Origin of the sequence: Streptomyces laurentii (genome assembly GCF_040635425.1) — a bacterium.
In the GTDB taxonomy this organism is placed as follows: domain Bacteria; phylum Actinomycetota; class Actinomycetes; order Streptomycetales; family Streptomycetaceae; genus Streptomyces; species Streptomyces laurentii.
The window spans coordinates 18,640-44,182 of sequence record NZ_JBEYHT010000064.1; the positions used below are offsets into that span (position 1 = coordinate 18,640).

Below are 25,543 nucleotides of genomic sequence, written 5' to 3' on the forward strand. Positions count from 1 at the left end.
TACACTGCACAAACAACATCGCGTCCAGCCCACAGCGTCGTGCGCTTCCACGCGGCAAGCCCCCTCCACCGCTTCGGCCGTCGGGACGGCCGTCCGCACTGCCCTTGTGAGGACTCACGTGAGCTCGAAACCCGTCGTACTCATCGCTGAAGAGCTGTCGCCCGCCACCGTCGACGCACTGGGCCCGGACTTCGAGATCCGGCACTGCAACGGCGCCGACCGCGCCGAACTGCTCCCCGCGATCGCCGATGTCGACGCCATCCTCATCCGCTCCGCCACCAAGGTCGACGCGGAGGCCATCGCCGCCGCGAAGAAGCTGCGGGTCGTCGCCCGCGCCGGAGTCGGCCTGGACAACGTGGACGTCTCCGCCGCCACCAAGGCCGGCGTGATGGTCGTCAACGCCCCGACCTCCAACATCGTCACCGCCGCCGAGCTGGCCTGCGGTCTGCTCCTCGCCACCGCCCGCAACATCCCGCAGGCGAACACCGCGCTGAAGAACAGCGAGTGGAAGCGCTCGAAGTACACGGGCGTCGAGCTGAGCGAGAAGACCCTCGGCGTCGTCGGCCTCGGCCGCATCGGCGTGCTGGTCGCCCAGCGCATGTCGGCCTTCGGGATGAAGATCGTCGCGTACGACCCCTACGTGCAGCCGGCCCGCGCCGCCCAGATGGGCGTGAAGCTGCTCTCCCTGGACGAGCTCCTCGAGGTCGCCGACTTCGTCACCGTCCACCTGCCGAAGACCCCGGAGACCCTCGGTCTCATCGGTGACGAGGCGCTGCACAAGGTCAAGCCGTCGGTCCGGATCGTCAACGCCGCGCGCGGCGGGATCGTCGACGAGGCGGCGCTGTACGCGGCGCTCAAGGAGGGCCGGGTCGCCGGCGCCGGCCTCGACGTGTACGCCAAGGAGCCCTGCACGGACTCCCCGCTCTTCGAGCTCGACCAGGTCGTGTGCACCCCGCACCTGGGCGCCTCCACCGACGAGGCCCAGGAGAAGGCCGGCATCGCCGTCGCCAAGTCGGTGCGCCTCGCGCTGGCCGGCGAGCTGGTCCCGGACGCGGTCAACGTCCAGGGCGGCGTCATCGCCGAGGACGTGAAGCCGGGTCTGCCGCTGGCCGAGAAGCTCGGCCGGATCTTCACCGCGCTGGCCGGCGAGGTCGCCGTCCGGCTCGATGTCGAGGTGTACGGCGAGATCACCCAGCACGACGTCAAGGTGCTCGAACTCTCCGCGCTCAAGGGCGTGTTCGAGGACGTGGTCGACGAGACCGTGTCGTACGTCAACGCCCCGCTGTTCGCGCAGGAGCGCGGTGTCGAGGTGCGCCTGACCACCAGCTCCGAGTCGCCCGACCACCGCAACATGGTCACGGTCCGCGGCACCCTCGCGGACGGCCAGGAGGTCGCGGTCTCCGGCACCCTCGCCGGCCCCAAGCACCTCCAGAAGATCGTCGCCGTCGGCGACTACGACGTGGACCTGGCGCTCGCCGACCACATGGTCGTGCTGCGCTACGACGACCGCCCGGGCGTCGTCGGCACCGTCGGCCGGATCCTCGGCGAGGCCGGTCTGAACATCGCGGGCATGCAGGTCTCCCGGACCGAGGAGGGCGGCGAGGCGCTGGTCGTGCTCTCCGTCGATGACGACGTTCCGGCGGGTGTGCTCGCCGAGATCGCGGAGGCGATCGGCGCGGCCTCGGCCCGCTCCGTCAACCTGGTCTGACGCTCTCTCGTACGGACGACCGTGCCCGGCCCCCGGTCCTGGGGAGCCGGGTGCGGTCGCACCGTCAGAGCCGGGCCACTTTCAGTGCCATATGCAGCAGCAGCCGGTCCTCGCCCCGGTCGAGGTCGAGCCCGGTGAGCTGTTCGACCCGGGAGAGCCGGTAGTAGAGGGTCTGGCGGTGGATCCCGAGCGCCGTCGCCGTCCGCCCCGCCTGCCCCGCGTGGTCGAGGAACGCCTCGGCCGTCCGCGCCAGTTCGGCGTGGGACGGGGCGAGCAGGGCGCGGACCACCGGATCGGGTTCGGCCGGCGGGAGCGCGGTGAGCATCCGGTACGGGCCGATGGCCGACCACTCGGCGAGCGGGCCCAAGTGCGGCTGCGCGGTCGCCGCGCGGGCGGCCGAGGAGGCTTCCCGCCAGGCGATGTCCAGGTCCGCGAGCCCGCGCCGGGGCGCGGCGATCCCGGCCACGCCGGACGGATTGCCGCTGCCGGTGGACCGCAGCCGGCCGGCCGCGGTGGCGGCGGGGGAGAGATTGTCGGCCGCCCGGAGCCGGACGAGGACGGCGAGCGCGCGCCCCGCGGCGTGACCGCCGGCGGGTCCGCCCGGCCGGGACCACGGCACCGTGCACAGCGCCGCCGCTCCCGGAACCGCGCGCGGCGACGGGGAGTCCTCCTCGGGCCAGGGCGCGAGGCAGACCAGCGCGTGCAGCCCGTCGGCGTCCGGGCCCAGCGCCGTCCGCAGCGCGGCCACCGCCATGTCGTGCTGCCAGCCGCGCTCCACCGTGAGCGTGGTGCGCAGCTCCCGGGAGACGTCGGCCCCGGCCCGTTCCTCGTCGGCCAGCAGGTCGCCGATCCGGGCCGCGACCTCCATCGCGGCGCTCAGCCGTTCGTGTGAGGGGCCCGGCTCGGCGTCGAGCAGCCACACGTAACCGAGGGCCACGCCCCGGTGGCGTACCGGCAGGCAGATCCGGTCGCGGTAGACGCCCGCGTCCGGGGCGGCGGGGATCCGCACCGGGCCGGTCGCCCGGGTGATCCCGAAGCCCTCGAACCAGGCGCGGACCGCGGGCGTCGACTTCCTCGTGAGGATCGACCGGGTCCGGACCGGGTCCATGGCGCTGTCGTCGTCGCTGTCGTGCGCGCCGAAGGCGATCAGCCCGAAATCCCGGTTCTCCAGGATCGCGGGGGTGCCGAGCAGCGCCGAGATCTCGTCCACCAACTCCTGGTAATCGCCCTTCACGGCGCCATTCTCCCACCGCCACCGCCGATCTTCAGACAGATGTCTGAGCGGGTGACCACGGATGCGTGACAGCTGTAGATGGCGGACGATACGAGCGGTCCATAGGTTTCACGGTGGTTCTTCGTGCTGTTCCCGGCGATTCGAAAAGATCGGGTACGGCACCCTTCGTCACCCTGCCCCTTTGGAGGTGCCTCGTGCTGGCTCCCGTGATCCTCGCCGCGTCGCGCAGCGACAAAATGCGCCGTTTCGTTTCGGCCGCCCCCGGGACCAAGCAGGTCGTGGCACGCTTCATCGCCGGTGAGTCGGTGAACGACGTCGTCCCGATCGTGCAGGACCTGGCCGCCCGCGGCCTGGAGGTCACCCTCGACGTGGTCGGTGAGGACATCACCACCGTCGAGCAGTCCTACGCCGCCCGCGACGCCTACCTCGAGCTGATCGGCCGCCTCAAGGACCTCGGCCTCGGCGCCCGCGCCGAGATGTCGGTCAAGCTGTCGATGTTCGGCCAGTCCCTGGAGAACGGCCACGAGCTGGCCCTCGCGAACGTCCGCCCGGTCGTCGCGGCCGCCGCCGAGATCGGCACCACGGTCACCCTCGACGCCGAGGACCACACCACCCTCGACTCGATGTTCGCCATCCACGAGGAGCTGCGGAAGGACTTCCCGCAGACCGGCTGCGTCATCCAGGCCTACCTCTTCCGCACCGAGGACGACGCCCGCCGCCTGGCCGCCGCCGGCTCGCGCGTGCGCATCGTGAAGGGCGCCTACAAGGAGCCCGCCTCCGTCGCCATCCAGGACAAGCCCGAGATCGACAAGGCGTACGTCCGGATCACGAAGATCCTCATGGACGGCGAGGGCTACCCGATGATCGGGTCCCACGACCCGCGCCTCATCTCCATCGCCCAGGAGCTCGCGCGGCGCGCCGGGCGCAAGCTGGACGAGTACGAGTTCCAGATGCTGTACGGCATCCGGAGCGAGGAGCAGAACCGGCTGGCGGCCGAGGGCCACCGCATGCGTGTCTACACCGCGTACGGCACCGACTGGTACGGCTACTTCATGCGCCGCCTGGCGGAGAAGCCCGCCAACCTGCTCTTCTTCGTCCGTTCCATCCTGACCAAGGGCTGAGCCCACTACCTCTCTGAAGGAGTCCCGAGAGACATGGACGCTGTCACCCAGGTCCCCACGCCCGTCAACGAGCCGGTGCACAGCTACGCCCCGGGTTCGCCCGAGCGCGCCCGCCTCGAGGTCAAGCTCAAGGAGCTGGCCGAGAACCCGCGCGAGCTGCCGATGACCATCGGTGGCGTCAAGCGCATGGGCGGCGGCGACGAGTTCAAGGTCGTCCAGCCGCACAACCACAAGGCCGTCATCGGCACCTTCCGCGGCGCCACCCGGCAGGACGCCCAGGACGCCATCGACGCGGCCCTGGCCGCCGCCCCGGCGTGGCGCGCGATGTCCTTCGACGACCGTGCGGCGATCATCCTGCGCGCCGCCGAGCTGCTGGCCGGCCCGTGGCGCGAGACCCTGGCCGCCTCCACCATGCTCGGCCAGTCGAAGACCGCCCAGCAGGCCGAGATCGACACCCCGTGCGAGCTCGTCGACTTCTGGCGCTTCAACGTGTCCTACGCTCGCCAGATCCTGGCCGAGCAGCCCCCGGCCAACGCGCCGGGCGTCTGGAACCGCCTGGACCACCGCCCGCTCGAGGGCTTCGTCTACGCGATCACGCCGTTCAACTTCACGGCCATCGCCGGCAACCTGCCGACCGCCCCCGCCCTCATGGGCAACGTGGTCGTCTGGAAGCCGTCCCCGACCCAGACCCACTCCGCCGTGCTCCTCATGGAGCTCCTGGAGGAGGCCGGTCTGCCGAAGGGCGTCATCAACCTGGTGACCGGCGACGGCATCGCCGTCTCCGAGGTGGCCCTGAACCACCGCGACCTGGCCGGCATCCACTTCACCGGCTCGACCAAGACCTTCCAGCACCTGTGGAAGACGGTCGGCAACAACATCGAGACGTACCGCTCCTACCCGCGGATCGTCGGCGAGACCGGTGGCAAGGACTTCGTCGTCGCCCACCCGAGCGCCGACCGCGCCGTCCTGAAGACCGCCCTGACCCGCGGTTCCTTCGAGTTCCAGGGCCAGAAGTGCTCCGCGTCCTCGCGTGCGTACATCCCGGCCTCCATCTGGAACGACGGGTTCAAGGAGGAGTTCGCGGCCGAGATCGACGGCATCACCATGGGTGACGTCACCGACCTGTCGAACTTCATCGGCGCCGTCATCGACGAGCGCTCGTTCGCCAAGAACAAGGCCGCGATCGACCGTGCCCAGGCCGACGAGACCTGCACGATCGTCGCCGGTGGCACCTACGACGACTCGGTCGGCTACTTCGTCCGCCCGACCGTCATCGAGTGCTCCGACCCGGAGAACGAGGTCTTCACGACCGAGTACTTCGGCCCGATCCTCGCGATCCACGTGTACGACGACAGCTCTGCCGAGAAGTACGACGAGATGCTGACCCAGATGGAGTCGGTCTCGGACTACGCCCTCACCGGCTCGGTCATCGCGGGCGACCGCGCCGCCGCCGCGTACACCATGGAGAAGCTGCGCTTCGCGGCCGGCAACTTCTACATCAACGACAAGTCGACCGGCGCCGTCGTCGGCCAGCAGCCCTTCGGCGGCGGCCGCGCGTCCGGCACCAACGACAAGGCCGGCGCCCCGCAGAACCTGATGCGCTGGACGCTGACCCGCTCCATCAAGGAGAGCCTGGTCTCGCCGACCGAGTACGGCTACCCGCACATGGGCTGATCAGCCCGCCTCCGGGCCGCCGCCTCGCGTGCGGCCCGGCCTCCGGCCACCGCCCCCTTCCTCGGTCCCCCAACCGAGGTCGGGGGCGGTTTCCATTTCCCGCCCGTCTTCTCACGCCGCTTCGGAGGTACGGGTACGGCGGTGCTCGGCGAGGGCGATCAGGGCGAGCGTCACGGCGATCACCGCGCAGCCCGTCATCACCGGCGCCACGAAGCCGGGAACGGCCGCCGGATAGGAGCCACCCCCCGACAGCCGGCAGTCGAGCGCGGGCGGCAGATACGACACCTCGAACGCGCCCACCCGCCCGAACAGGGCCCGGTTCGCGTCCAGGCACGCCTGGGCGGTGCCGCTCTCGTCGCGGACCAGCGACCCCAGGCCCAGGCGTACGCGACCGCGGCGAGCGCGCCGGCGAGCGCGGCACCCCCGCGCGCCACTCCCGCCGGGCCGCCCCGGCCGATCGTCCGGAAGCCGTATCCGGCCAGGCCGAAGGCGGTCAGGGCGGCGACGAGGACGCCGCTCAGGAGGGGCAGGGCGGCGGGATACGAGGAGGTCATGGCGCTCACCTCACCCCGCGGCGGGCCGCGGGGCAAGGGGGCCGGTAGCCCCGCGCGCTCGGGAACGGATCGCGGCGCCGTCTCAGATAGTAGGAAGTCCGAGTAATTGTGGAGACAAGTGCGTGGGCCTGCCCTAGCGTTGTAGGAGCCGAACGTCTCGCTTCATCAGCGAATGGCGGCCGAGAGCGCGACGCCCCTGCGCAGGCAACCCCTGCGGCGGCGCTCCCCGCCCCTTCCGGCGCCTTCGATCACCACTGATCTCCGCACGTCCGGATCACCATGGATCTCAAGGAGTCGATCCCTCATGGCCGCTCAGACCACCCGCCGTGTCCGCCACTCCGCCCCCCGCGCCACCGACGAGGCCCGGCAGAACGCCGCCGCCGCCCTGCAGCGCGCCCTCGACCGTCGCGACAACGGCGGCTCCACCGGCCACTGACACCCCACGGGTCCCGCCGCGCGTCCCCGTACCGCTTCCGTCCGCCGTCCGGAGGCCTCGCCGTCCATATCGTGGACAAGGTGTGTCAGACGGTGGGACGCCGCGTGTAAGGTACCGACATGTCTCACAGCATCGATCTCGCAGTCATCCCCGGCGACGGCATCGGCCAGGAGGTCGTGGCCGAGGGCCTCAAGGTCCTCGCGGCGGTCCTCCCGCAGGATGTGAAGCTGGAGACCACGGAGTACGACTTCGGCGCCCGGCGCTACCACGCCACCGGCGAGACCCTCACGGACGCCGACCTGGACGCGCTCAAGCAGCACGACGCGATCCTGCTGGGCGCGATCGGCGACCCGTCGGTCCCCTCGGGCGTCCTGGAGCGGGGCTTCCTGCTGAAGCTCCGCTTCGCCTTCGACCACCACGTCAACCTGCGTCCCTCGAAGCTGCTCCCCGGCGTCGCCACCCCGCTCGCCGGCCAGCCCGCGATCGACTTCGTCGTGGTCCGCGAGGGCACCGAGGGCCCGTACACCGGCAACGGCGGCACCATCCGCAAGGGCACCGAGCACGAGGTCGCCACCGAGGTCTCCGTCAACACGGCCTTCGGTGTCGAGCGCGTCGTCCGCGACGCCTTCGCCCGTGCCCAGGCCCGCCCCCGCAAGAAGCTCACGCTGGTCCACAAGAACAACGTGCTCACCTTCGCGGGCCACCTCTGGACGGACGTCTTCGCGCGGGTCGGCCGCGAGTTCCCCGAGGTGACCACCGACTACCTGCATGTCGACGCCGCGACGATCTTCCTCGTCACCGACCCGGCCCGGTTCGACGTGATCGTCACCGACAACCTCTTCGGCGACATCATCACCGACCTCGCCGCGGCCGTCTCCGGCGGCATCGGCGTCGCCGCCTCGGGCAACATCGACCCGAGCCGCTCGTTCCCCTCCATGTTCGAGCCGGTCCACGGCTCCGCGCCGGACATCGCGGGCCAGGGCAAGGCCGACCCGACGGCCACCGTGCTCTCGGTCGCGCTCCTGCTGCGCCACCTCGGGTACGAGGCCGAGGCCGCCCGGATCGAGACGGCCGTCGCCGCCGACCTCACCGAGCGCGGCGACCGCGTCCGGACGACCGTCGAGATCGGCGACGCGCTCGCGGTACGCGTAGCCGGCTGACCCGCGGCCGCATGTTTTTCAGGCAGCCGCCGGGTCGCCATCACGCCCGGCGGCTGTACCGACGCGGTCGCAGAGGGCACCATCGACTTCTGGACCGCGTACACACCGTTTCGTGCACCGGCCGTCACGCGCGATAATCGAACGTGGGGCCGCGGCATGCGTGCATGCTCGGACGTCCTGGCAGTGACTCGCGTGACACACGTGACGCGGGTGACTGCGGAGCGGCGTGAGCGCGGTCCGACACACACAAACGGTGAAGGACATCCACATGACGACGCCCACGATCGAGCTCAAGCCCTCCTCCAGCCCGCTGTCCTCCGTCGAGCGCGAGGCGATCCTGGCCAACCCGGGATTCGGCCGGCACTTCACCGATCACATGGTGACCATCCGCTGGACCGAGGGCCGCGGCTGGCACGACGGCCAGCTGGTGCCGTACGGCCCGCTCTCCCTGGACCCCGCGACCAACGTCCTGCACTACGCCCAGGAGATCTTCGAGGGTCTGAAGGCGTACCGCCGCCCCGACGGCTCGGTCGCCACCTTCCGCCCCGACGCCAACGCCCGCCGCTTCCAGGCGTCCGCCGCCCGGCTCGCCATGCCGGAGCTGCCGGTCGAGACCTTCATCGAGGCCTGTGACCTGCTCGTCCAGCAGGACAAGGCGTGGGTGCCGGCGCACGGCGGCGAGGCCTCGCTCTACCTGCGCCCGTTCATGATCGCGACCGAGGTCGGCCTGGGCGTCCGCCCGGCCAACGAGTACCTGTTCGTGGTCATCGCCTCCCCGGCCGGCCCGTACTTCCCGGGCGGCGTGAAGCCCGTCTCCATCTGGGCCTCCGAGGACCGCGTCCGCGCCGTCCCCGGCGGCATGGGCGACGCCAAGACCGGCGGCAACTACGCGGCCTCCCTGCTCGCGCAGGCCGAGGCGGCGGCGCAGGGCTGCGACCAGGTCTGCTACCTCGACGCGGTCGAGCACAAGTGGGTCGAGGAGCTCGGCGGCATGAACCTGTACTTCGTGTACGGGGGCGGCGACGGCGGGACGACGCGCATCGTCACCCCGACCCTCACCGGCTCGCTGCTCGCCGGCGTCACCCGTGACTCGCTGCTGAAGATCGCCCGCGACCTCGGCTACGAGTCGGAGGAGGCCCGCGTCTCCCTCGACCAGTGGCGGACCGACACCGAGAACGGCACCCTCACCGAGGTCTTCGCGTGCGGCACCGCCGCCGTCATCACCCCGGTCGGCACGGTCAAGACCGCGCGCGGCGAGTGGCAGCACTCGGGTGGTCAGCCGGGCGAGGTGTCGATGAAGCTGCGCGAGGCGCTGCTCGCCGTCCAGACCGGCAAGACCGAGGACGTCCACGGCTGGATGCACGAGCTCGGCAAGAAGTAGACGATCGGATCCTCGGCGGGATCCGCAGCCGGAGCGCCTGGGTGGCCATCGCCCGGGCGCTCCGGCGTTTCGGTGGGTGTGGGGTGCTTGGAGCACCGTTCAAGAGATTGTGCTCTCGCTGCCCCTGTCTCCCCGTCTGATAGTCGGCCACCCCTTGGAAGATTCCTGTCCACGATTTAGAGTGCTGCTCTAAATGTTGGATCTGTTCGACCAGGAGGCGTACGGCGTGCGACTCACCCCCACCGAGCGCGACCGGCTGCTCCTCTTCGGCGCCGCCGAACTCGCCCGCGCCCGCCGCGCCCGCGGCCTCAGGCTCAACGTGCCCGAGGCCACCGCGCTCATCGCAGACGCCGTCTGCGAGGCGGCCCGCGACGGCAGGCGGCTCGCCGAGGCGATCGAAGCGGCCCGGTCCGTGCTCGGCCCCGAGGACGTGCTGCCGGGCGTCGCCGGCATCGTCACCGAGGTGCACGTCGAAGCCGTCTTCGACGACGGCTCGCGGCTCGCGGTCGTCACCGACCCCCTGGGGCGTGGGCCGGATCCGGCGGAGGCCGGGCCCGGCGCGCTGCTGCCCGGACCGGGGGAGGGGTACGAGGAGGCCGCCCCGGACCTCCGGCTGACCGTACGCAACACCGCCACCGTCCCGGTCAGCGTCACCTCCCACTTCCACTTCTTCGAGGCCAACCCGCGCCTCGCCTTCGACCGGGCCGCCGCCTACGGGATGCGGCTCGCGCTCCCGGCCGGCGCCTCCTTCCGCTTCGACCCGGGCGGCACGGCGGAGGTGGGCCTCGTCCCCCTCGGCGGCGCGCGCGTGGCCGTCGGCTTCGCGGGCCTCGTCGACGGCCCGCTCGACGCCCCCGGTGCCCGGGAGGAGGCGCTGCGCCGGGCCGCCGCCTGCGGCTACCTCGGCGCCGAGCCGTACACCGAGCCCGGGCGGGCTTCCCGCGAGGAAGGCGAGTGATGGACCCCTACGAGTACGCCTCCGTGCACGGCCCGCGCGCCGGCGACCGTGTCGTCCTCGGCGACTCCGGGCTCGTCGTCCGCGTCGAGTCCGACGCCCAGAAGCCCGGCGACGAGTTCCTCGCGGGCTTCGGCAAGACCGCCCGCGACGGGCTGCATCTGAAGGCCGCCGCAGTCCGCGACACCTGCGACGTCGTCATCAGCAACGTCCTGGTCGTCGACGCCGTCGCCGGCATCCGCAAGGTGTCCATCGGCATCCGCGAGGGCCGGATCCACGCCATCGGCCGGGCCGGCAACCCCGACACCCTCGACGGTGTGGACGTCGTTGTCGGCACCGGCACGTCGATCGTCTCCGGCGAGGGCCTGATCGCCACCGCGGGCGCCATCGACACCCACGTCCATCTGCTCTCGCCCCGCATCATGGAGGCGTCGCTGGCCAGCGGCGTCACCACTGTCATCGGCCAGGAGTTCGGCCCCGTGTGGGGCGTCGGCGTCAACTCGCCCTGGGCGCTGCGGCATGCCTTCAACGCCTTCGACGCCTGGCCGGTCAACATCGGGTTCCTCGCCCGCGGCTCCTCCTCCGACCCGGCCCCGCTGACCGAGGCCCTGGCCGAGGGCGGCGCCTGCGGCTTCAAGGTCCACGAGGACATGGGCGCCCACGCCCGGGCCCTGGACACCGCCCTCCGCGTCGCCGAGGAGCACGACGTCCAGGTCGCCCTGCACAGCGACGGGCTGAACGAGTGCCTGTCGGTCGAGGACACCCTCAGCGTCCTGGACGGCCGTACGATCCACGCCTTCCACATCGAGGGCTGCGGCGGCGGCCACGTCCCCAACGTGCTGCGGATGGCGGGCGTCCCGAACGTCATCGGCTCCTCCACCAACCCCACGCTCCCTTTCGGCCGCGACGCGGTCGCCGAGCACTACGGGATGATCGTCTCCGTCCACGACCTGAAGACCGACCTGCCCGGCGACGCGGCGATGGCCCGCGACCGGATCCGGGCCGGCACGATGGGCGCGGAGGACGTCCTGCACGACCTCGGAGCGATCGGCATCACCTCCTCCGACGCTCAGGGAATGGGCCGGGCCGGCGAGACCGTACGCCGGACCTTCGCCATGGCGGGGAAGATGAAGGCCGAGCGCGGCCCCCTGGAGGGCGACGGCGCGCACGACGACAACGCGCGCGTGCTGCGCTATCTGGCCAAGCTGACCATCAACCCGGCCCTCGCCCACGGCCTCGCGCACGAGATCGGGTCGATCGAGGTGGGCAAGCTCGCCGACATCGTGCTGTGGCGGCCCGCGTTCTTCGGCGCGAAGCCGCAGCTGGTGCTGAAGTCCGGGTTCCCGGCGTACGGCGTGGTCGGCGACCCGAACGCCGCCACCGACACCTGCGAACCGCTCGTCCTCGGGCCCCAGTTCGGCGCCCACGGAGCCACCGCCGCGGACCTCTCCGTCGCCTTCGTCGCCCAGGCCGCCGCGGGTCTCGGCGCCGACCGGATGCCCACCCGCCGACGGCGCGTGGCGGTGCGCGGCACGCGCGGCATCGGCCCGGCGGACCTGCGTCTCAACTCCCGTACCGGAGACGTCCGGGTCGACGACCGCACCGGCCTCGTCTCGCTCGACGGCGCGGCGCTGCGCTCGGACGCGGCCGACCGCGTCACGCTCAATCGCCTGTACTTCCTCTGACCTCTGACCTCTGACCTTCGCCAGGAGCCGTCATGACCTACCGCATGCCCGCCGAGTGGACCCCGCACGAGCGCACCTGGATGGCCTGGCCCAGCCCCAACCCCACCTTCGCGAACGACTCCGAGCTGGCCGGGGCCCGCGCCGCCTGGGCGACGGTCGCCCGCGCCGTACGCCGCTTCGAGCCGGTCACCATGGTGGTGGCCCCCGGCGGCGCCGACTCCGCCCGCGCCCTCCTCGGTGACGACGTCGAGCTCCTCGAATGCGGGCTGGACGACGCCTGGATGCGCGACATCGGCCCCACCTTCGTCAAGGACGAGTACGGCCGGCTCGCCGCCGTGGACTGGGTGTTCAACGGCTGGGGCCGCCAGGGCTGGGCCCGCTGGCAGTACGACACCGCCGTCGCCCGCCATGTCGCCGACGCGGCCGGCGTGCCGCTGCTCGGCAGCGACCTCGTGAACGAGGGCGGCGCGATCCACGTCGACGGCGAAGGTACCGTCCTGCTCACCGACACCGTCCAGCTCGGCGAGGGCCGCAACTCCGACTGGAGCCGCGAGGAGGTCGAACGCGAGATCCACGCCAAGCTCGGCACCACCAAGGCGATCTGGCTGCCGCACGGCCTGACCGCCGACTACGGTCTCTTCGGCACCCGGGGCCACGTCGACATCGTCGCCACCTTCGCCCGCCCCGGCACCGTCCTCGTCCACAGCCAGCAAGACCCCGACCACCCCGACCACGAGCGCTCCCGCCTCTACGTGGACCTCCTGCGCGGCGCGACGGACGCGCAGGGCCGCCCCCTGGAGGTCGTCGAGGTCCCGGCCCCCACCGTGCTGAAGGACGAGGACGGCGACTGGGTCGACTACTCGTACATCAACCACTATCTCTGCAACGGCGGCGTCGTGCTGTGCGCCTTCGACGACCCCCACGACGAGATCGCGGCCGGCATCCTGCGCCGCCTGTACCCGGAGCGCGAGGTCGTCCTGGTCGACGCCCGTCCGATCTTCGCGGGCGGGGGTGGCGTGCACTGCATCACCCAGCAGCAGCCGGCGGTGTGAGGCCCCCGGGAAGGACGGATCCGGGAAGGGCGCTCCCGGGAAACGCGGGTGCGGGCCGCGGGACGGGCGTGCCAGGGTGACGGTCATGCCCGGCCCGAACCCCCGCCCCGGCGCGTACGCGCTCACCTTCCACTACTCCCTGCCCGAGGACGCCTGGCACGTGGAGCTGGACGACCTCGCCGCCGGACGGCGGATGGTGGTGACCGCGATCGTGCCCGACGAGGACCCGGCGCGGGAACCCACCCTCTGCTGGGACCCGGCCGTCGCGGGCCGGGAGATCCCGTACGACGTCATGCGCTGGTTCATGGAGCACGTCGAGGAGGAGATCCGCACCTCGCGCGCGTGGATGGCGCTGCGGCCGGAGATCGTGGAGGTGATCCGGGCGCTGCGCGAGGAACACCTCGGCGTCCTCGCCGACGAGGAGGCCGCCCCCGTACTCGCCGGGCTGCGCGGCACCGTACCCGAGGCCGATCTCGCCGACGTGATGCACCACGCCTTCGGGCGCGGCCCCGACGGCCGCCTGCCCGAGGAGCCCTGACGGCCCGCGCCTCCCGATCCTGTAGAACGGACCGGTGACCCAGCACAGCGACCCGCCCGCCCCCGACCCCCGCCCGCGCCGCAGGAACCAGCCCGCGCCGCCGCGCGAGGACGTGCTCGCCGCCGCGATGGACACCATCGCCGCGCACGGTCTCGACGGGCTGACCATGGCCGGGCTCGGACGGCAGGTCGGCATGAGCAGCGGTCACCTCCTCTACTACTTCCGCAGCAGGGACGAACTGCTGCTGCGGACCCTGGAGTGGAGCGAGAGCCGGCTCGGCGCGGCCCGCGCCGCCGTGCTCTCCGGGCCCGGCACCGCGCGCGAACGGCTCGACGGCTATGTGGACGTGTACGTGCCGGACGGCCCGCGCGACCCGCACTGGACGCTGTGGCTGGAGGTCTGGAACCGTTCGCGCGGCGCCGACGACGACGCCCGCGCCCGGCAGGCCGCCATCGAACGGGCCTGGCACCGCGACCTCGTCGCGCTCCTCGCCGAGGGGGTGTCGCGCGGGGAGTTCCGGGCGGGCCTGGACGCGGAGCGGGCGGCGCACCGCACGCGGGCCCTGCTCGACGGCTTCAGCGTGCACGTCGCGGTCGGCATCCCCGGTACCGACCGGGAGCAAGTCCTGTCCCACGTAGGCGAGTTCATCTCCGAAACCCTGCTTCCGTGATCTTTAGGAACGCAAGTAGGCGCGATCGTTGCCCTCCGCACTCTTGTTGCCGAAGGCCGATGTCCGGCACGGTTCCTGCCCATGGGACGAGAGCACTGGAAGAAGATCTGGGTCGGGTCCGCCGGCAACATGGTCGAGTGGTTCGACTGGTTCGTGTACGCGAGTTTCGCGACGTACTTCGCGGGGGCGTTCTTCCCCGAGGGCAACGACACCGCCAAGCTCATGAACACCGCCGGCATCTTCGCCGTCGGTTTCTTCATGCGCCCGGTCGGCGGCTGGCTGCTCGGCCGGGTCGGTGACCGCAAGGGCCGGAAGGCGGCCCTCACCCTCACCGTCACGCTGATGTCCGCCTCGGCGCTCCTCATCGCCGTCGCCCCGACCTACGGCGTGGCCGGCTACGGCGGCGCGGCCGTCCTCCTCGTCGCCCGGCTCCTCCAGGGCCTGTCCGTCGGCGGCGAGTACGCCGCCAGCGCCACGTACCTCACCGAGGCGTCCGCCCCGGAGCGCCGCGGCTTCGCCTCCAGCTTCCAGTACGTGTCGATGACGGCCGGCCAGATCCTCGGTCTCGGCCTGCAGATCATCCTGCAGCGGACCATGTCCACCGAGGCCCTGCACAGCTGGGGCTGGCGCATCCCCTTCATCGTCGGCGCCCTCGGCGCGGCCGTGGTGTTCTACCTGCGGCGCACGATGCTGGAGACCGAGGTGTACGAGGACACCGCCGACGACGGCGTGGCCGCCGGCGACAAGGGCACGATCAAGGCGCTGTGGGCGCACAAGCGCGAGGCGCTGCTCGTCATCGCGCTCACCATGGGCGGCACGGTGGCCTACTACACGTACACCACCTACCTCACGAAGTACCTGTCCAACTCCGCGGGACTGCCCAAGCAGACCGCCACCCTGGTCTCCTTCTGCGCGCTGATCGTCTTCGCCTGTCTGCAGCCGCTCGCCGGCCGGCTCTCCGACCGGATCGGCCGCCGCCCGCTGCTCATCACCTTCGCCGTCGGCTCCACGCTCCTCACCGTGCCGATCATGACGATGCTGCGGCACGCGGGGTCGTTCTGGCCGGCGCTCGGCCTGTCCCTGCTCGCGCTCGTCGTCGTCACCGGCTACACCTCCATCAACGCGTGCGTGAAGGCGGAGCTGTTCCCGACCGGGATCCGCGCGCTCGGCGTCGCCCTGCCGTACGCCATCGCCAACGCGCTGTTCGGCGGCACCGCCGAGTACGTGGCGCTGTGGTTCAAGGACGCGGGGATCGAGTCCGGCTACTACTGGTACGTGGCCGGCTGCGCCGCGGTCTCGCTGATCGTGTACGTGTCGATGCGCGAGACCCGCGACATCGACCTGGGCCGGGTGGCCGGTTCGGGCGCGGGCACGGCCTCCGCGACGCCCGTGAAGAAGCCGGTGACGGCCGCCGATTCCGCATCGTGAGATTCCCGTCCACGGTGCCCGGCGCCTGTGGCAGACTGCCGGCGTGCTCGCTACCACGATGATTATCGGCAGCAGCGCGCCGGTCCGCAGTGACCGCTGAGCCGTGGGACCCATCCCCACGGCAGGCGGCCATCGTGCCCCAGACCCGCGCGCAGACCTCTCGCACCCGCGAGGGGTTTTTTGTTTTCCGGCTTCCCGGCCCCACCAAAAGGCCGAAACGGACGGCGCGTGAGAATGGGGGCAAGTGGATCCAGACCTTCCGGAGCCACATCCGACAGGAGCCATCACGTCATGACCACGGAGAACGGCGGGCACGGCCAGAACGCCGGCCGCGACGACCGCGACGACAGCTTCCACGTCTTCGACACGACGCTGCGCGACGGCGCGCAGCGCGAGGGCATCAACCTCACGGTCGCCGACAAGCTGGCCATCGCGCGGTATCTGGACGACTTCGGCGTCGGCTTCATCGAGGGCGGCTGGCCGGGCGCCAACCCGCGCGACACCGAGTTCTTCGCCCGCGCCCGGGAGGAGATCGCGTTCAAGAACGCGCAGCTCGTGGCCTTCGGCGCCACCCGCCGCGCCGGCGGCAGCGCCGCCGAGGACCCGCAGGTCAAGGCGCTGCTCGAATCCGGCGCCCCGGTGATCACGCTCGTCGCCAAGTCCCACGACCGGCATGTCGAGCTGGCCCTGCGCACCACCCTCGAAGAGAACCTGGAGATGGTCCGCGACACCGTCTCCCACCTGCGCTCCCAGGGCCGCCGGGTGTTCGTCGACTGCGAGCACTTCTTCGACGGCTACAAGGCCAACCCCACGTACGCCAAGGACGTCGTCCGCACCGCGCACGAGGCCGGCGCCGACGTCGTGATCCTCTGCGACACCAACGGCGGCATGCTCCCCGCCCAGGTCCAGGCCGTGGTCGCCACGGTCCTCGCCGACACCGGCGCCCGGCTCGGCATCCACGCCCAGGACGACACCGGCTGCGCCGTCGCCAACACCCTCGCCGCCGTCGACGCCGGTGCCACGCACGTGCAGTGCACCGCCAACGGGTACGGCGAGCGGGTCGGCAACGCCAACCTCTTCCCCGTGGTCGCGGCCCTCGAACTCAAGTACGGCAAGACGGTGCTGCCCGAGGGCGCGCTGGCCGAGATGACCCGGATCTCGCACGCCATCGCCGAGGTCGTCAACCTCACCCCCTCCACCCACCAGCCGTACGTCGGCGTCTCCGCCTTCGCCCACAAGGCCGGCCTGCACGCCTCCGCGATCAAGGTCGACCCCGACCTCTACCAGCACATCGACCCCGAGCGGGTCGGCAACACCATGCGGATGCTGGTCTCCGACATGGCGGGCCGCGCCTCCATCGAGCTCAAGGGCAAGGAACTGGGCGTCGACCTCGGCGGCGACCGCGCGCTGGTCGCCCGGGTCGTCGAACGGGTCAAGGAGCGCGAGCTCAAGGGCTACACGTACGAGGCCGCCGACGCCTCCTTCGAGCTGCTGCTGCGCGAGGAGGTGGAGGGCCGGCCGCGCCGCTACTACCGCACGGAGTCCTGGCGGGCCATCGTCGAGGACCGGCCGGACGGCACCCACGCCAACGAGGCCACGGTGAAGCTGTGGGCGAAGGGCGAGCGGATCGTCGCCACCGCCGAGGGCAACGGCCCCGTCAACGCCCTCGACCGGGCGATGCGCATCGCGCTGGAGCGGATCCACCCGCAGCTCGCGCAGGTCGAGCTGACCGACTACAAGGTCCGCATCCTGGAGGGCCGCCACGGCACCGAGTCCACGACCAGGGTGCTCGTGACGTCGAGCGACGGCGACGGGGAATGGCGGACGGTCGGCGTCGGCACGAACGTCATCGCCGCCTCCTGGCAGGCCATGGAGGACGCGTACACCTACGGGCTGCTGCGGGCGGGCGTCGAACCGGCGGAGTGACGCGGGGGCCCGGGGCGCAGGCCCCTTGGGCTCGCCGAGGGGCCCGGAGGCCCTGGGAATCACGGGTTCCCGGGGCCGGCTCCCGGGTTCCCAGGGTCTCCTGGGTCTCCGGGCGCCCTGGGATACCAGGGGCACTCTCAGGGAAATCCCCTATGTCCCGTTCGATCGCCTTCGGGTAGCGTCGAGACATGAGGATCAGGGCCATGTCCACCCGGCAGACGGCGACCGCGATGGCGGGCCTGTTGCTCTTGCCGTTCCTGCTGCTCCTGCTCCTGGCGCCCGCCGCGGGCGCCAGGTCCGCGGGGATACCGGACGCGGCCGCGGCCCTGCGCCAGGGGCCGGTGTACGTGGACCCCGCGGCGGCCGGGCAGCTGTCGAAGGCCGACGCGGACGCGCTCGCGAAGAAGATCAAGGACGCCGACAAGCCGCTGTTCGTGGCGGTGCTGCCCGCGAACCAGCAGTACCCGCCGCAGGACCTCTTCTCGAACCTGCGCACCCGGACCGGGATCACCGGCCTCTACGCGGTCCGCCTCGGCGACGGCTTCGACGCCAAGGCCGACCGCACGGTGATCTCCCAGGCCGCCGTGCGCAACCTCGTCACTGCCGTACGCCAGCCCGGCGTCGACGCCAAGACCGAGCTGAACGACTTCGTCGACCAGGCCCTGCCCACCGTGCGCGGCTCCGCGCCCGCGTCCTGGGGCGGCGCGGCCGGCCAGGACTCAAGCGTGCCGACCGGCGCCCTGATAGGCCTGGGCGCGGTGGTCGTCGCCGGCGGCGCCGGGATCTACGCGGTCACGCGCCGCAACCGGCTGCGCAAGGAAGCCGAGGAGCGGGCCGCGCTCGACCGGTTGCGGGTCGTCGTCGACGAGGACATCACCGCCTTCGGCGAGGAGCTGGACCGGCTCGACTTCCAGCCGGGCGAGCCCGGTGCCACCGACGCCATGCGCGCGGACTACGAGCACGCCCTGGACGCCTACGACCGGTCGAAGTCCCTGATGGGCGCCGCCACCCGGCCGGGCGAGGTGCGCCCGGTCACCGAGACCCTGGAGGACGGCCGCTTCGCGCTCGCCGTGCTGGCCGCCCGGCGCGAGGGCCGGCCGCTGCCCGAGCGGCGCGCCCCCTGCTTCTTCGACCCGCGCCACGGCCCGTCCGTCGCGGACCGTACCTGGACCCCGGCCGGCGGCGCCGCCCGGGAGGTCCCGGTCTGCGCCGCCGACGCGGCCCGCCTCGACGACGGCCTCGACCCGCAGGCCCGCACGGTCGAGACCGACGCCGGCCGCCGCCCCTACTGGGAGGCCGGACCGGCCTACGGTCCCTGGGCGGGCGGCTACTTCGGCGGCGGCATGCTGCCGGGCCTCCTGGTCGGCACCATGCTCGGCTCGATGCTCGCTACCCCGGCCTACGCCTCCGAGTACGGCGGCGGGGACTTCCAGGGCTTCCAGGGCGGCGACGTCTCCGGTGCCGACTTCGACCCCGGTGACTTCGGATCGGGCGATTTCGGCGGCGGCGGCGATTTCGGGGGCGGCGGGGACTTCGGCGGGGGTGGCGACTTCGGCGGCGGCTTCTGACCGGCGGTCCCGCTCGCTCAGACCAGCGGCTTCACCGACATCAGCAGATGGCGGTGGGTTCCGGCCCGGCCGTCCGTGGCGTCGGTGAGCAGCGCCCGCTGCCCCGGGCCGAGCAGGTGCAGACCGAGCGTCGGCGCCTCGAAGGAGCCGAGCGCGTCGAGCAGATAGCCGGGGTTGAAGGCGACCGTCATCGACTCGGCGCCGGTCAGGACGGCCGGCAGCCGCTGCGAGGCCACGTCGTCCTCGTAGCCCGCCTGGAGATGCACGGTCGTGCCGTCGAACGCGAGCTGGACGGGGCTGTCGCCCTCGGCCACCACCGCCACCCGCTTCACGGCCTCCACCAGCGGGGCCCGCTCGGTGACCGCGACCGCGTGCTCGCCCAGGGCGAAGAGCTTGTCGTGCCGGGGCAGCCGTCCGTCGAGGAGCCGGGTGGTGGTCCGCATGCCGCCGCTCTCGAAGCCGAGCGAGCCGGCGTCCAGGGCCAGCCGGACCGTGCCCGCGCCGGCGAGTGACCGGGCGATCTCGGTGAGCCGCCGGGCCGGCACCACCACGTCCGTGCCCGCCCCGTCCGCGGAACCCGTCCCGTCGCCGGAGACCTCCGGCTTCCACTCCAGGGTGCGCACCGCGTACCGGTAGCGGTCGGTCGCGGCCAGCGTCATCGTCGTGCCGTCCAGACCGAGCCGGATGCCGGTGAGCACCGGCAGCGAGTCGTCCCGGCCGGCCGCCACCGCCACATGCCCGACGGCCGCCGCGAAGGCGTCCGCGTCCACCGCGCCGCGCCAGGCGGGCAGGGCGGGCTGGGCCGGATAGTCGTCCAGCGGCAGCAACGAGAGGCCGAAGCGCGCGTCGCCGCCCGTCACCGAGAGACGCGCGCCGTCGACGACGCAGTCCACCGGGCCGTGCGGCAGCACCTTGCAGATGTCGAGCAGCCGCCGCCCGAGCACCAGCGCCCGGCCGGCCCCGGCGACGTCGGCGTCGACCTCGATCCGGGCGGACGCCTCGTAGTCGAGTCCGGAGACGCGCAGCCGCCCGTTTGCCGCCTCCAGGAGGAGCCCGCCGAGGACGGGGACGGGGGAGCGGGCGGGCAGGACACGGGCGGCCCAGGCCACGGTCTCGGTCAGGACGGCGCTGTCGATACGGAATTCCATCCGGCCGACGCTAGCGGCCCCCACTGACAATCGCCCCGGCCGGCAACTCCGGCTCTCCTTCGGTCGGATCGGGACACGGCCGGCCGCGCACCGCGTCCGCTCTTCACCGGCCCGCAGCGACCCGCCGATCGGTGCGGTCGCCCGGGAATCCGTCAACGCCCTTGATCGTTCGGCTGTTTGAGAAAACGACGGATCAAGGGGGAGTGCGGGCATGGCCGAGGTGTACGGCAGTGTGGCGGCCGGATTCGAGTCCGTGCGCGAGGAGTTCGCGACCGTCGCCGCCGCCGAGGCCCGCGACGGCGGCGCGCAGCTCGCCGTCTACCACCAGGGCCGTCAGGTCGTCGACCTGTGGGGCGGTGACGGGGTCGACGGGGACGCGCTGCTCGCCCTCTACTCCTCCGCCAAGGGGGCGACATCCCTCGTCGTCGCCCTCCTCATCCAGGACGGCACGCTCGACCCGGACCGCGAAGTGGCCTCCTGGTGGCCGGAGTTCGCCGCCGAGGGCAAGGACCGTCTCACCCTGCGCGGACTGCTCGCGCACCGCTCCGGCGCCATCGGCGTCGACGGCGGCTTCCGTCCCGCCGAGCTCGCCGACGACCGCGCCGTCGCGGCCCGTCTCGCCGCCCACCGCCCGTACTGGGAACCGGACTCCGGCCACGGCTACCACGCGCTCACCTTCGGCGCGCTGGCCGGCGAGGTCGTCCTGCGGGCCACCGGCCGGACGGTCCAGGCGCACTACGAGGAGCGGATCCGCGCCCCGTACGGCATCGACTACCACCTCGGCCTGCCCGAGGAGCTGGAGCCCCGCTTCCGCACCGCCCTGCCGCTGATTCCCACCCCGGCCCAGGCGGCGTTCCTCGCGGCGTCCCCGGGCAGGCCGGACGATCTCCTCGGCGTCGCGTTCGGGCAGCACGCCGACCCGCCGTTCGACGCGGTCGCGTACGGCAACTCGCGCGCCGTACGCGCCGCCTGCCCGCTGTCCGGCGGCGGTGTCGGCAGCGCGCGGGGCCTGGCCCGGATGTACGCGGCGGTCGCCGGCCCGCTCGGCGGCCGTCCGCCGCTGCTGACGCCGGACACGCTCGCCGAGGTCTCCCGTGTCCACTCGTCCGGCAAGGACCTGGTCACCGGAGAGAACAACGCGTTCGGTCTCGGCTTCGTGCCGCTCGCCACCCGCCACCCCGAACTGGGCCCGACCGCCATCGGCCACAGCGGTGTCCCCGGCAGCCAGTCCTTCGCCGACCCCTCGCGCGCCCTCTCCTACAGCTACGCGCGCCGCCGCTTCGCCTTCCTCGGCGGCCCCGGCGCCCCCGAGAACGACCGGCTGATCCGCGCGGTGGCCCGCGCCGCCGACGGCGCGGCCGCGTAGCCCCGCCCGGCAGGGCCGGAAAACGCCGAGCGCCCGCCTTCCGCTGCTGCGGAGAGGCGGGCGCGCTCGGTCGTGCGATGCCCCGAGGGGCACGGGGTCAGGCGGCCTGCTTGATGGCGGAGATGTCGAAGTTCAGCTTGACCTTGTCGCTGACCATGACACCGCCGGTCTCCAGGGCCGCGTTCCAGGTCAGGCCCCAGTCGGAGCGCAGGATCTGGGCCGAGCCCTCGAAGCCGACGCGCTCGTTGCCGTAGACGTCGGTGGCCGAGCCGTTGAACTCCAGGTCGATGGAGAGCGGCCGGGTGACGTCCTTGATGGTGAGGTCGCCCGTGACGCGGTAGGTGTCGCCGCCCAGGTGCGCGGCCTCGGTGGAGCGGAAGCTCATTCGCGGGAACTGCTCGGCGTCGAAGAAGTCCGCGCTGCGCAGGTGGTTGTCGCGGTCGGCGATGCCCGTGTCGACGGAGGCGATCTCGACGTCGATGGAGGCGCTGGAGTGGGCCGGGTTCGAGCCGTTCAGGTCCAGCGTGCCCTCGTGGGCGGCGAAGGTGCCGCGGACGTTGGTGACCATCGCGTGGCGGACCGTGAAGCCGATGCTGCTGTGCGCGGCGTCGATCGTGTACGTGCCGGTCAGCGCGGCGAGCGCCGGGTCGACGGGGAGGGTGGCGGTGGTGGTGGCGGACTCGGTGTTCTTGCGGCCGAAGAGACCCATGACGTGCTCCTTGGGGACGGTGCGCGGGGGAGGGGGGATCGCGCTTTGTTGAACCTTCAACGAGAATGACTGTAGACGTATTCCGTTCAACTTTCAACATCTGATTTTTTCGTGGCTCCCACCCTCTGGCGGACGCGCGTAGATCTCGGGCACCATCTTCGTGCACATGACAATCCGTGTCCGGTCCCCGGTCCGGTCCCCAGCAGGAGGCCCCGTGAAGCTCCGCTCCGCCCTCACCGCCACCGCCCTGGTCGGCGGCGCCCTCTTCGCCCCCGGCTTCGGCGTGATGGCCACCGCCACCGACGCCCAGGCCGCCACGAAGATCACCCACGCCACCGCGACCTCGATGTTCCGCTCCTCCGGCATCACCTGGTCCTCGTCCGGCGGCTGCTCGGACCGCAACAACTCCACCTGCACGTCCTTCGAGCAGCTCAACCTCGCCACCGCCCAGGGCGCCCAGACCCTCAAGAGCGCCAGCGGCTGCGCCCTCAACATCACCGGCGGCACCGAGACCGGGCACGCGAGCGGCACGTACTCGCACTGGAACGGCTACAAGCTCGACTTCGCCAAGGCCACCTGCCTCACCAACTACGTGAAGAACACCTTCACGTACATCGGCGTGCGCGGGGACGGCGCCCCGCAGTGGCAGTCCGGCGCCGGCAACATCTACGCCGACGAGGGCAATCACTGGGACGTGACCTTCTACAACTGCGGCGGCTGCTGACCGCCTCGCCGCACCGCGGCACGGACGGGGGAGTCCCTGACGAGTCCCCGATGAGCACGACAGCAAGCGCTTGCTGTCGTGCTCATTGATTGCGTCCGAGGGCCTGTGAGAGAACCGGGCACCAACCGGTCCTCACCCCGTTCCCTCCCCGGGAGGCTCTCCGTGTCCGTCCCCGTGCCCCCGCCCGTCCCGGGCCCCTCGCGCCGGCCCGCGCACCCGTCCGTGCCGGCCTGGTCCCGCCGTACGTTCCTGACCGTCACCACCGCCGCGGCGTCCGCCCTCGCCCTCGCCCCGCACGCCCAGGCCCAGAGCCCGATCCAGGCCCAGCCCCTGGCCGCCGCCGGAGACGACGAGTTCGAGATCCTGCGCCGCCGCTGGGTCGACCTCCAGCTCGGCTCCGGTTACGACGCGGCCGCCGAACCGTACGCCTCGCGGCTCGCCGAGACCGGTGCCCTGGCCCGCGACTTCCGCGCGACCATGGCGCCCACCGCGACCTCCCTGTGGCCCGGCTACGCCTTCGACCCGTCCGCCGGCATCACCCAGAGCTACAGCCGGCTGTGGACGATGACCCAGGCGTACCTCCAGGACGGCACCGGCCTCACCGGCGACCCCGGCCTCCTCGACGCCGTCCTGCGCGGCCTCGACCACCTCGCCGCGCGGGTCTACCACCCCGGCACCACCCCGTACGGGAACTGGTGGGAATGGCAGATCGGCTCCCCTCGGCTGCTCATGGACATCGTCGCCGCCCTCCACCCGCTGCTCGGCGCCGACCGGATCGCCGCCGCCTGCGCGGCCGTCGACCACTTCGTCCCCGACAGCGTCCTCGGCTCCTACACGGGCACCTCCACCGGCGCCAACCGCGTCGACCTGTGCCGCTCGGTCGCCGTGCGCGGTGTCGTCGGCGCCGCCCCCGCCAAGCTCGCCCTGGCCCGCGACGCGCTCTCGCCCGTCTTCCCGTACGTGTCCCAGGGCGACGGCCTCTACGCCGACGGCTCCTTCGTCCAGCACACCTGGGTCGCCTACTCCGGCACCTACGGCCAGGTCATGCTCGACGGCCTCGGCCGGCTCTTCACCCTGCTCGCCGGCTCCCGCTGGGAGGTCACCGACCCGAAGCGGCAGATCATCCTCGACAGCGTCGAGCAGGCATATGCCCCGCTCATCTACGACGGCCTGATGATGGACAGCGTCAACGGCCGCGCCATCAGCCGCGGCTACCTGGCGAGCGACGAGCGGCGGATCATGCGCTCCGACCACTTCCACGGCCAGGGCCTCATCGCCGCCATCACCCTCCTCGCGGGCGGCGCGAGTCCCGCCGAACGCGACCGCTGGCACGCGCGCGTGAAGGGCTGGATCGCCCGCGACACCGTCACCCCGGTCCTCGCCGCCCGCCAGTTCGGCGTCGCCGACCTCGCCCGGCTGCACGCCGTCGCCGACTCCCCGGTCCCGGCCGCCCCCGAACCGACCGGCCACCGGCTCTTCCCCGCCATGGCCCGCGCCGTGCACCGCCGCCCCGGCTGGGCCGCCAACGTCTCCATGGCCTCCGACCGCATCACCCACTACGAGTGCGGCAACGGCGAGAACCCGCGCGGCTGGCACACCGGCTCCGGAATGCTGTACTGGTGGGCCGCCGGACAAGGCGGCCAGTACACCGACTGGTTCTGGCCCACCGTCGACCCCTACCGGCTGCCCGGCACCACCGTCTCCACCAAGCGCCTCGCCGACCGGGCGGGCGGCGAATGGGGCGCGCCCCGGCCCGGCACGCGCTGGGTGGGCGGCGTCACCGACGGCGAGTTCGCCGCGATCGGCCAGCACCTCAAGGGCCTCGGCTCCACCCTCCAGGCCCGCAAGTCCTGGTTCTGCGCCGCCGACACCGTCATATGCCTGGGCGCGGGGATCACCGCGACCGACGGAGTGCCCGTCGAGACCGTCGTCGACAACCGCTGCCTCGGCGAGAACGGCACCGCCGCCTTCACGACCGGGGAGGGCTGGGCCCACCTCGCCGGCCACGGCGGCTGGGTCTTCCCCGGCGGTGCGGGCGGCAGCGGCGGCACGGAGGGACTGCGCACCCTGCGCGAGGACCGCACCGGCGCCTGGAGCGACATCAACACCACCAGTTCCACCGAGCGCCGCACCCGCCGCTACCAGACCCTCTGGCTCGACCACGGCACCGACCCGGCGGACGCCTCGTACGCCTATCTCCTCATGCCCGGCGCCTCGCCCCGCACCCTCGCCGCCCGGGCCGCCGACGGGCACTGGCTGCGGATCCTCGCCAACGACGCCGGCCGGCAGGCGGTCGCCGTCCCGTCCCTCGGGCTGACCGCGGCCAACTTCTGGCGGGCCGGTACGGTGGACCGGCTCGCCGTCACCGCGCCCGCGAGCCTCCTGCTGCGGCGTACCGGCGGTTCGGCGGCCCTGTGGGTGAGCGAGCCGGAGCGCTCCGGCCGGCCCTTCGAGCTGACCTGGGACCGCCCCGTGCGCGCGGTCCGGGGCCGGCACCACACCGAGG

At 72.5% G+C, this 25,543-nt stretch carries 21 protein-coding genes; 17 read left to right on the forward strand and 4 right to left on the reverse strand.

Annotated features, from left to right (window positions below):
- The first annotated feature begins 118 nt into the window (after positions 1–118).
- Entirely contained in the window at positions 119–1,708 is a 1,590-nt protein-coding gene (gene serA / locus ABZ693_RS29650; protein ID WP_359883528.1) for a phosphoglycerate dehydrogenase, read from the forward strand.
- A gap of 64 nt (positions 1,709–1,772) precedes the next feature.
- Here the strand turns inward: serA and ABZ693_RS29655 are convergent, their stop codons facing one another.
- Positions 1,773–2,942: a PucR family transcriptional regulator gene (locus tag ABZ693_RS29655; RefSeq protein WP_359883531.1), complete on the reverse strand. Its 1,170-nt coding sequence runs from the start codon at positions 2,940–2,942 to the stop codon at positions 1,773–1,775.
- A gap of 194 nt (positions 2,943–3,136) precedes the next feature.
- Between ABZ693_RS29655 and ABZ693_RS29660 the strand changes: the two genes are divergently transcribed.
- Together ABZ693_RS29660 and pruA are read left to right on the forward strand one after the other, a co-directional pair.
- Entirely contained in the window at positions 3,137–4,063 is a 927-nt protein-coding gene (locus tag ABZ693_RS29660; protein ID WP_359883534.1) for a proline dehydrogenase family protein, read from the forward strand.
- Positions 4,064–4,096: 33 nt separating this feature from the next.
- The gene (pruA, locus tag ABZ693_RS29665; RefSeq protein ID WP_359883537.1) at positions 4,097–5,737 is read left to right on the forward strand and encodes an L-glutamate gamma-semialdehyde dehydrogenase; all 1,641 of its coding nucleotides are present in this window, start codon (positions 4,097–4,099) and stop codon (positions 5,735–5,737) included.
- A gap of 111 nt (positions 5,738–5,848) precedes the next feature.
- On the opposite strand, the gene ABZ693_RS29670 is transcribed toward pruA, so the two are convergent.
- Positions 5,849–6,037, reverse strand: coding sequence for a hypothetical protein (locus ABZ693_RS29670; protein ID WP_359883540.1), 189 nt, complete (start codon positions 6,035–6,037; stop codon positions 5,849–5,851).
- A 558-nt stretch (positions 6,038–6,595) separates the two neighbouring features.
- Between ABZ693_RS29670 and ABZ693_RS29675 the strand changes: the two genes are divergently transcribed.
- The 11 genes from ABZ693_RS29675 to ABZ693_RS29725 all read left to right on the forward strand — a co-directional run bounded on the left by ABZ693_RS29675 (position 6,596) and on the right by ABZ693_RS29725 (position 19,090).
- The gene (locus tag ABZ693_RS29675) at positions 6,596–6,727 is read left to right on the forward strand and encodes a hypothetical protein (protein ID WP_359883543.1); all 132 of its coding nucleotides are present in this window, start codon (positions 6,596–6,598) and stop codon (positions 6,725–6,727) included.
- Positions 6,728–6,846: 119 nt separating this feature from the next.
- Positions 6,847–7,887: a 3-isopropylmalate dehydrogenase gene (locus ABZ693_RS29680; protein WP_359883546.1), complete on the forward strand. Its 1,041-nt coding sequence runs from the start codon at positions 6,847–6,849 to the stop codon at positions 7,885–7,887.
- A gap of 268 nt (positions 7,888–8,155) precedes the next feature.
- Complete coding sequence (locus ABZ693_RS29685) at positions 8,156–9,268, forward strand: branched-chain amino acid aminotransferase (RefSeq protein WP_359883549.1); 1,113 nt, start codon at positions 8,156–8,158, stop codon at positions 9,266–9,268.
- 226 nt (positions 9,269–9,494) lie between these two features.
- Entirely contained in the window at positions 9,495–10,226 is a 732-nt protein-coding gene (gene ureA, locus ABZ693_RS29690) for an urease subunit gamma (RefSeq protein ID WP_359883584.1), read from the forward strand.
- Positions 10,226–11,908 (forward strand): urease subunit alpha, encoded by a 1,683-nt coding sequence (locus ABZ693_RS29695; protein WP_359883551.1) that lies wholly within the window; start codon positions 10,226–10,228, stop codon positions 11,906–11,908. Before ureA ends, ABZ693_RS29695 begins: the two co-directional genes overlap by 1 nt.
- A 32-nt stretch (positions 11,909–11,940) precedes the next feature.
- The gene (locus ABZ693_RS29700; RefSeq protein ID WP_359883554.1) at positions 11,941–12,960 is read left to right on the forward strand and encodes an agmatine deiminase family protein; all 1,020 of its coding nucleotides are present in this window, start codon (positions 11,941–11,943) and stop codon (positions 12,958–12,960) included.
- An 85-nt stretch (positions 12,961–13,045) separates the two neighbouring features.
- The gene (locus ABZ693_RS29705) at positions 13,046–13,498 is read left to right on the forward strand and encodes a hypothetical protein (RefSeq protein WP_359883557.1); all 453 of its coding nucleotides are present in this window, start codon (positions 13,046–13,048) and stop codon (positions 13,496–13,498) included.
- 127 nt (positions 13,499–13,625) lie between these two features.
- Positions 13,626–14,168: a TetR/AcrR family transcriptional regulator gene (locus tag ABZ693_RS29710; RefSeq protein WP_359883586.1), complete on the forward strand. Its 543-nt coding sequence runs from the start codon at positions 13,626–13,628 to the stop codon at positions 14,166–14,168.
- Positions 14,169–14,249: 81 nt separating this feature from the next.
- Entirely contained in the window at positions 14,250–15,596 is a 1,347-nt protein-coding gene (locus ABZ693_RS29715; protein ID WP_359883559.1) for an MFS transporter, read from the forward strand.
- Positions 15,597–15,887: 291 nt separating this feature from the next.
- On the forward strand, positions 15,888–17,522 hold the full coding sequence (gene cimA / locus ABZ693_RS29720) for a citramalate synthase (protein WP_359883561.1): 1,635 nt from the start codon (positions 15,888–15,890) through the stop codon (positions 17,520–17,522).
- A gap of 188 nt (positions 17,523–17,710) precedes the next feature.
- Complete coding sequence (locus ABZ693_RS29725; protein ID WP_359883564.1) at positions 17,711–19,090, forward strand: hypothetical protein; 1,380 nt, start codon at positions 17,711–17,713, stop codon at positions 19,088–19,090.
- Positions 19,091–19,107: 17 nt separating this feature from the next.
- Here the strand turns inward: ABZ693_RS29725 and dnaN are convergent, their stop codons facing one another.
- Positions 19,108–20,238, reverse strand: a complete 1,131-nt coding sequence (gene dnaN / locus ABZ693_RS29730; RefSeq protein WP_359883567.1) for a DNA polymerase III subunit beta — start codon at positions 20,236–20,238, stop codon at positions 19,108–19,110.
- Between the two features lie 211 nt (positions 20,239–20,449).
- On the opposite strand from dnaN, the gene ABZ693_RS29735 reads away from it, so the two are divergent.
- A complete protein-coding gene (locus ABZ693_RS29735) occupies positions 20,450–21,604 on the forward strand; it encodes a serine hydrolase domain-containing protein (RefSeq protein ID WP_359883570.1) in 1,155 nt (384 codons plus the stop codon).
- A 97-nt stretch (positions 21,605–21,701) separates the two neighbouring features.
- On the opposite strand, the gene ABZ693_RS29740 is transcribed toward ABZ693_RS29735, so the two are convergent.
- Positions 21,702–22,313 carry a YceI family protein gene (locus ABZ693_RS29740; RefSeq protein WP_359883572.1) on the reverse strand — a complete coding sequence of 204 codons (612 nt, stop codon included), beginning with the start codon at positions 22,311–22,313 and terminating at the stop codon, positions 21,702–21,704.
- 166 nt (positions 22,314–22,479) lie between these two features.
- On the opposite strand from ABZ693_RS29740, the gene ABZ693_RS29745 reads away from it, so the two are divergent.
- Together ABZ693_RS29745 and ABZ693_RS29750 are read left to right on the forward strand one after the other, a co-directional pair.
- Positions 22,480–23,037, forward strand: coding sequence for a hypothetical protein (locus ABZ693_RS29745; protein WP_359883575.1), 558 nt, complete (start codon positions 22,480–22,482; stop codon positions 23,035–23,037).
- 222 nt (positions 23,038–23,259) lie between these two features.
- On the forward strand, positions 23,260–25,543 hold a 2,284-nt coding region (locus ABZ693_RS29750; RefSeq protein ID WP_359883589.1), incomplete at its 3' end, for a polysaccharide lyase 8 family protein.

Bases quoted from the DNA above. Each gene is read 5' to 3' on its own strand.
- ABZ693_RS29735 (WP_359883570.1), top strand. From the start codon at position 20,450: ATGGCCGAGGTGTACGGCAGTGTGGCGGCCGGATTCGAGTCCGTGCGC.
- ABZ693_RS29700 (WP_359883554.1), top strand. From the start codon at position 11,941: ATGACCTACCGCATGCCCGCCGAGTGGACCCCGCACGAGCGCACCTGG.
- ABZ693_RS29715 (WP_359883559.1), top strand. From the start codon at position 14,250: ATGGGACGAGAGCACTGGAAGAAGATCTGGGTCGGGTCCGCCGGCAAC.
- ABZ693_RS29740 (WP_359883572.1), bottom strand. From the start codon at position 22,313: ATGGGTCTCTTCGGCCGCAAGAACACCGAGTCCGCCACCACCACCGCC.
- ABZ693_RS29680 (WP_359883546.1), top strand. From the start codon at position 6,847: ATGTCTCACAGCATCGATCTCGCAGTCATCCCCGGCGACGGCATCGGC.
- cimA (WP_359883561.1), top strand. From the start codon at position 15,888: ATGACCACGGAGAACGGCGGGCACGGCCAGAACGCCGGCCGCGACGAC.
- ABZ693_RS29675 (WP_359883543.1), top strand. From the start codon at position 6,596: ATGGCCGCTCAGACCACCCGCCGTGTCCGCCACTCCGCCCCCCGCGCC.
- ABZ693_RS29695 (WP_359883551.1), top strand. From the start codon at position 10,226: ATGGACCCCTACGAGTACGCCTCCGTGCACGGCCCGCGCGCCGGCGAC.
- ABZ693_RS29685 (WP_359883549.1), top strand. From the start codon at position 8,156: ATGACGACGCCCACGATCGAGCTCAAGCCCTCCTCCAGCCCGCTGTCC.
- dnaN (WP_359883567.1), bottom strand. From the start codon at position 20,238: ATGGAATTCCGTATCGACAGCGCCGTCCTGACCGAGACCGTGGCCTGG.
- pruA (WP_359883537.1), top strand. From the start codon at position 4,097: ATGGACGCTGTCACCCAGGTCCCCACGCCCGTCAACGAGCCGGTGCAC.
- ABZ693_RS29710 (WP_359883586.1), top strand. From the start codon at position 13,626: ATGGACACCATCGCCGCGCACGGTCTCGACGGGCTGACCATGGCCGGG.
- ABZ693_RS29705 (WP_359883557.1), top strand. From the start codon at position 13,046: ATGCCCGGCCCGAACCCCCGCCCCGGCGCGTACGCGCTCACCTTCCAC.
- ABZ693_RS29745 (WP_359883575.1), top strand. From the start codon at position 22,480: ATGACAATCCGTGTCCGGTCCCCGGTCCGGTCCCCAGCAGGAGGCCCC.
- ABZ693_RS29725 (WP_359883564.1), top strand. From the start codon at position 17,711: ATGAGGATCAGGGCCATGTCCACCCGGCAGACGGCGACCGCGATGGCG.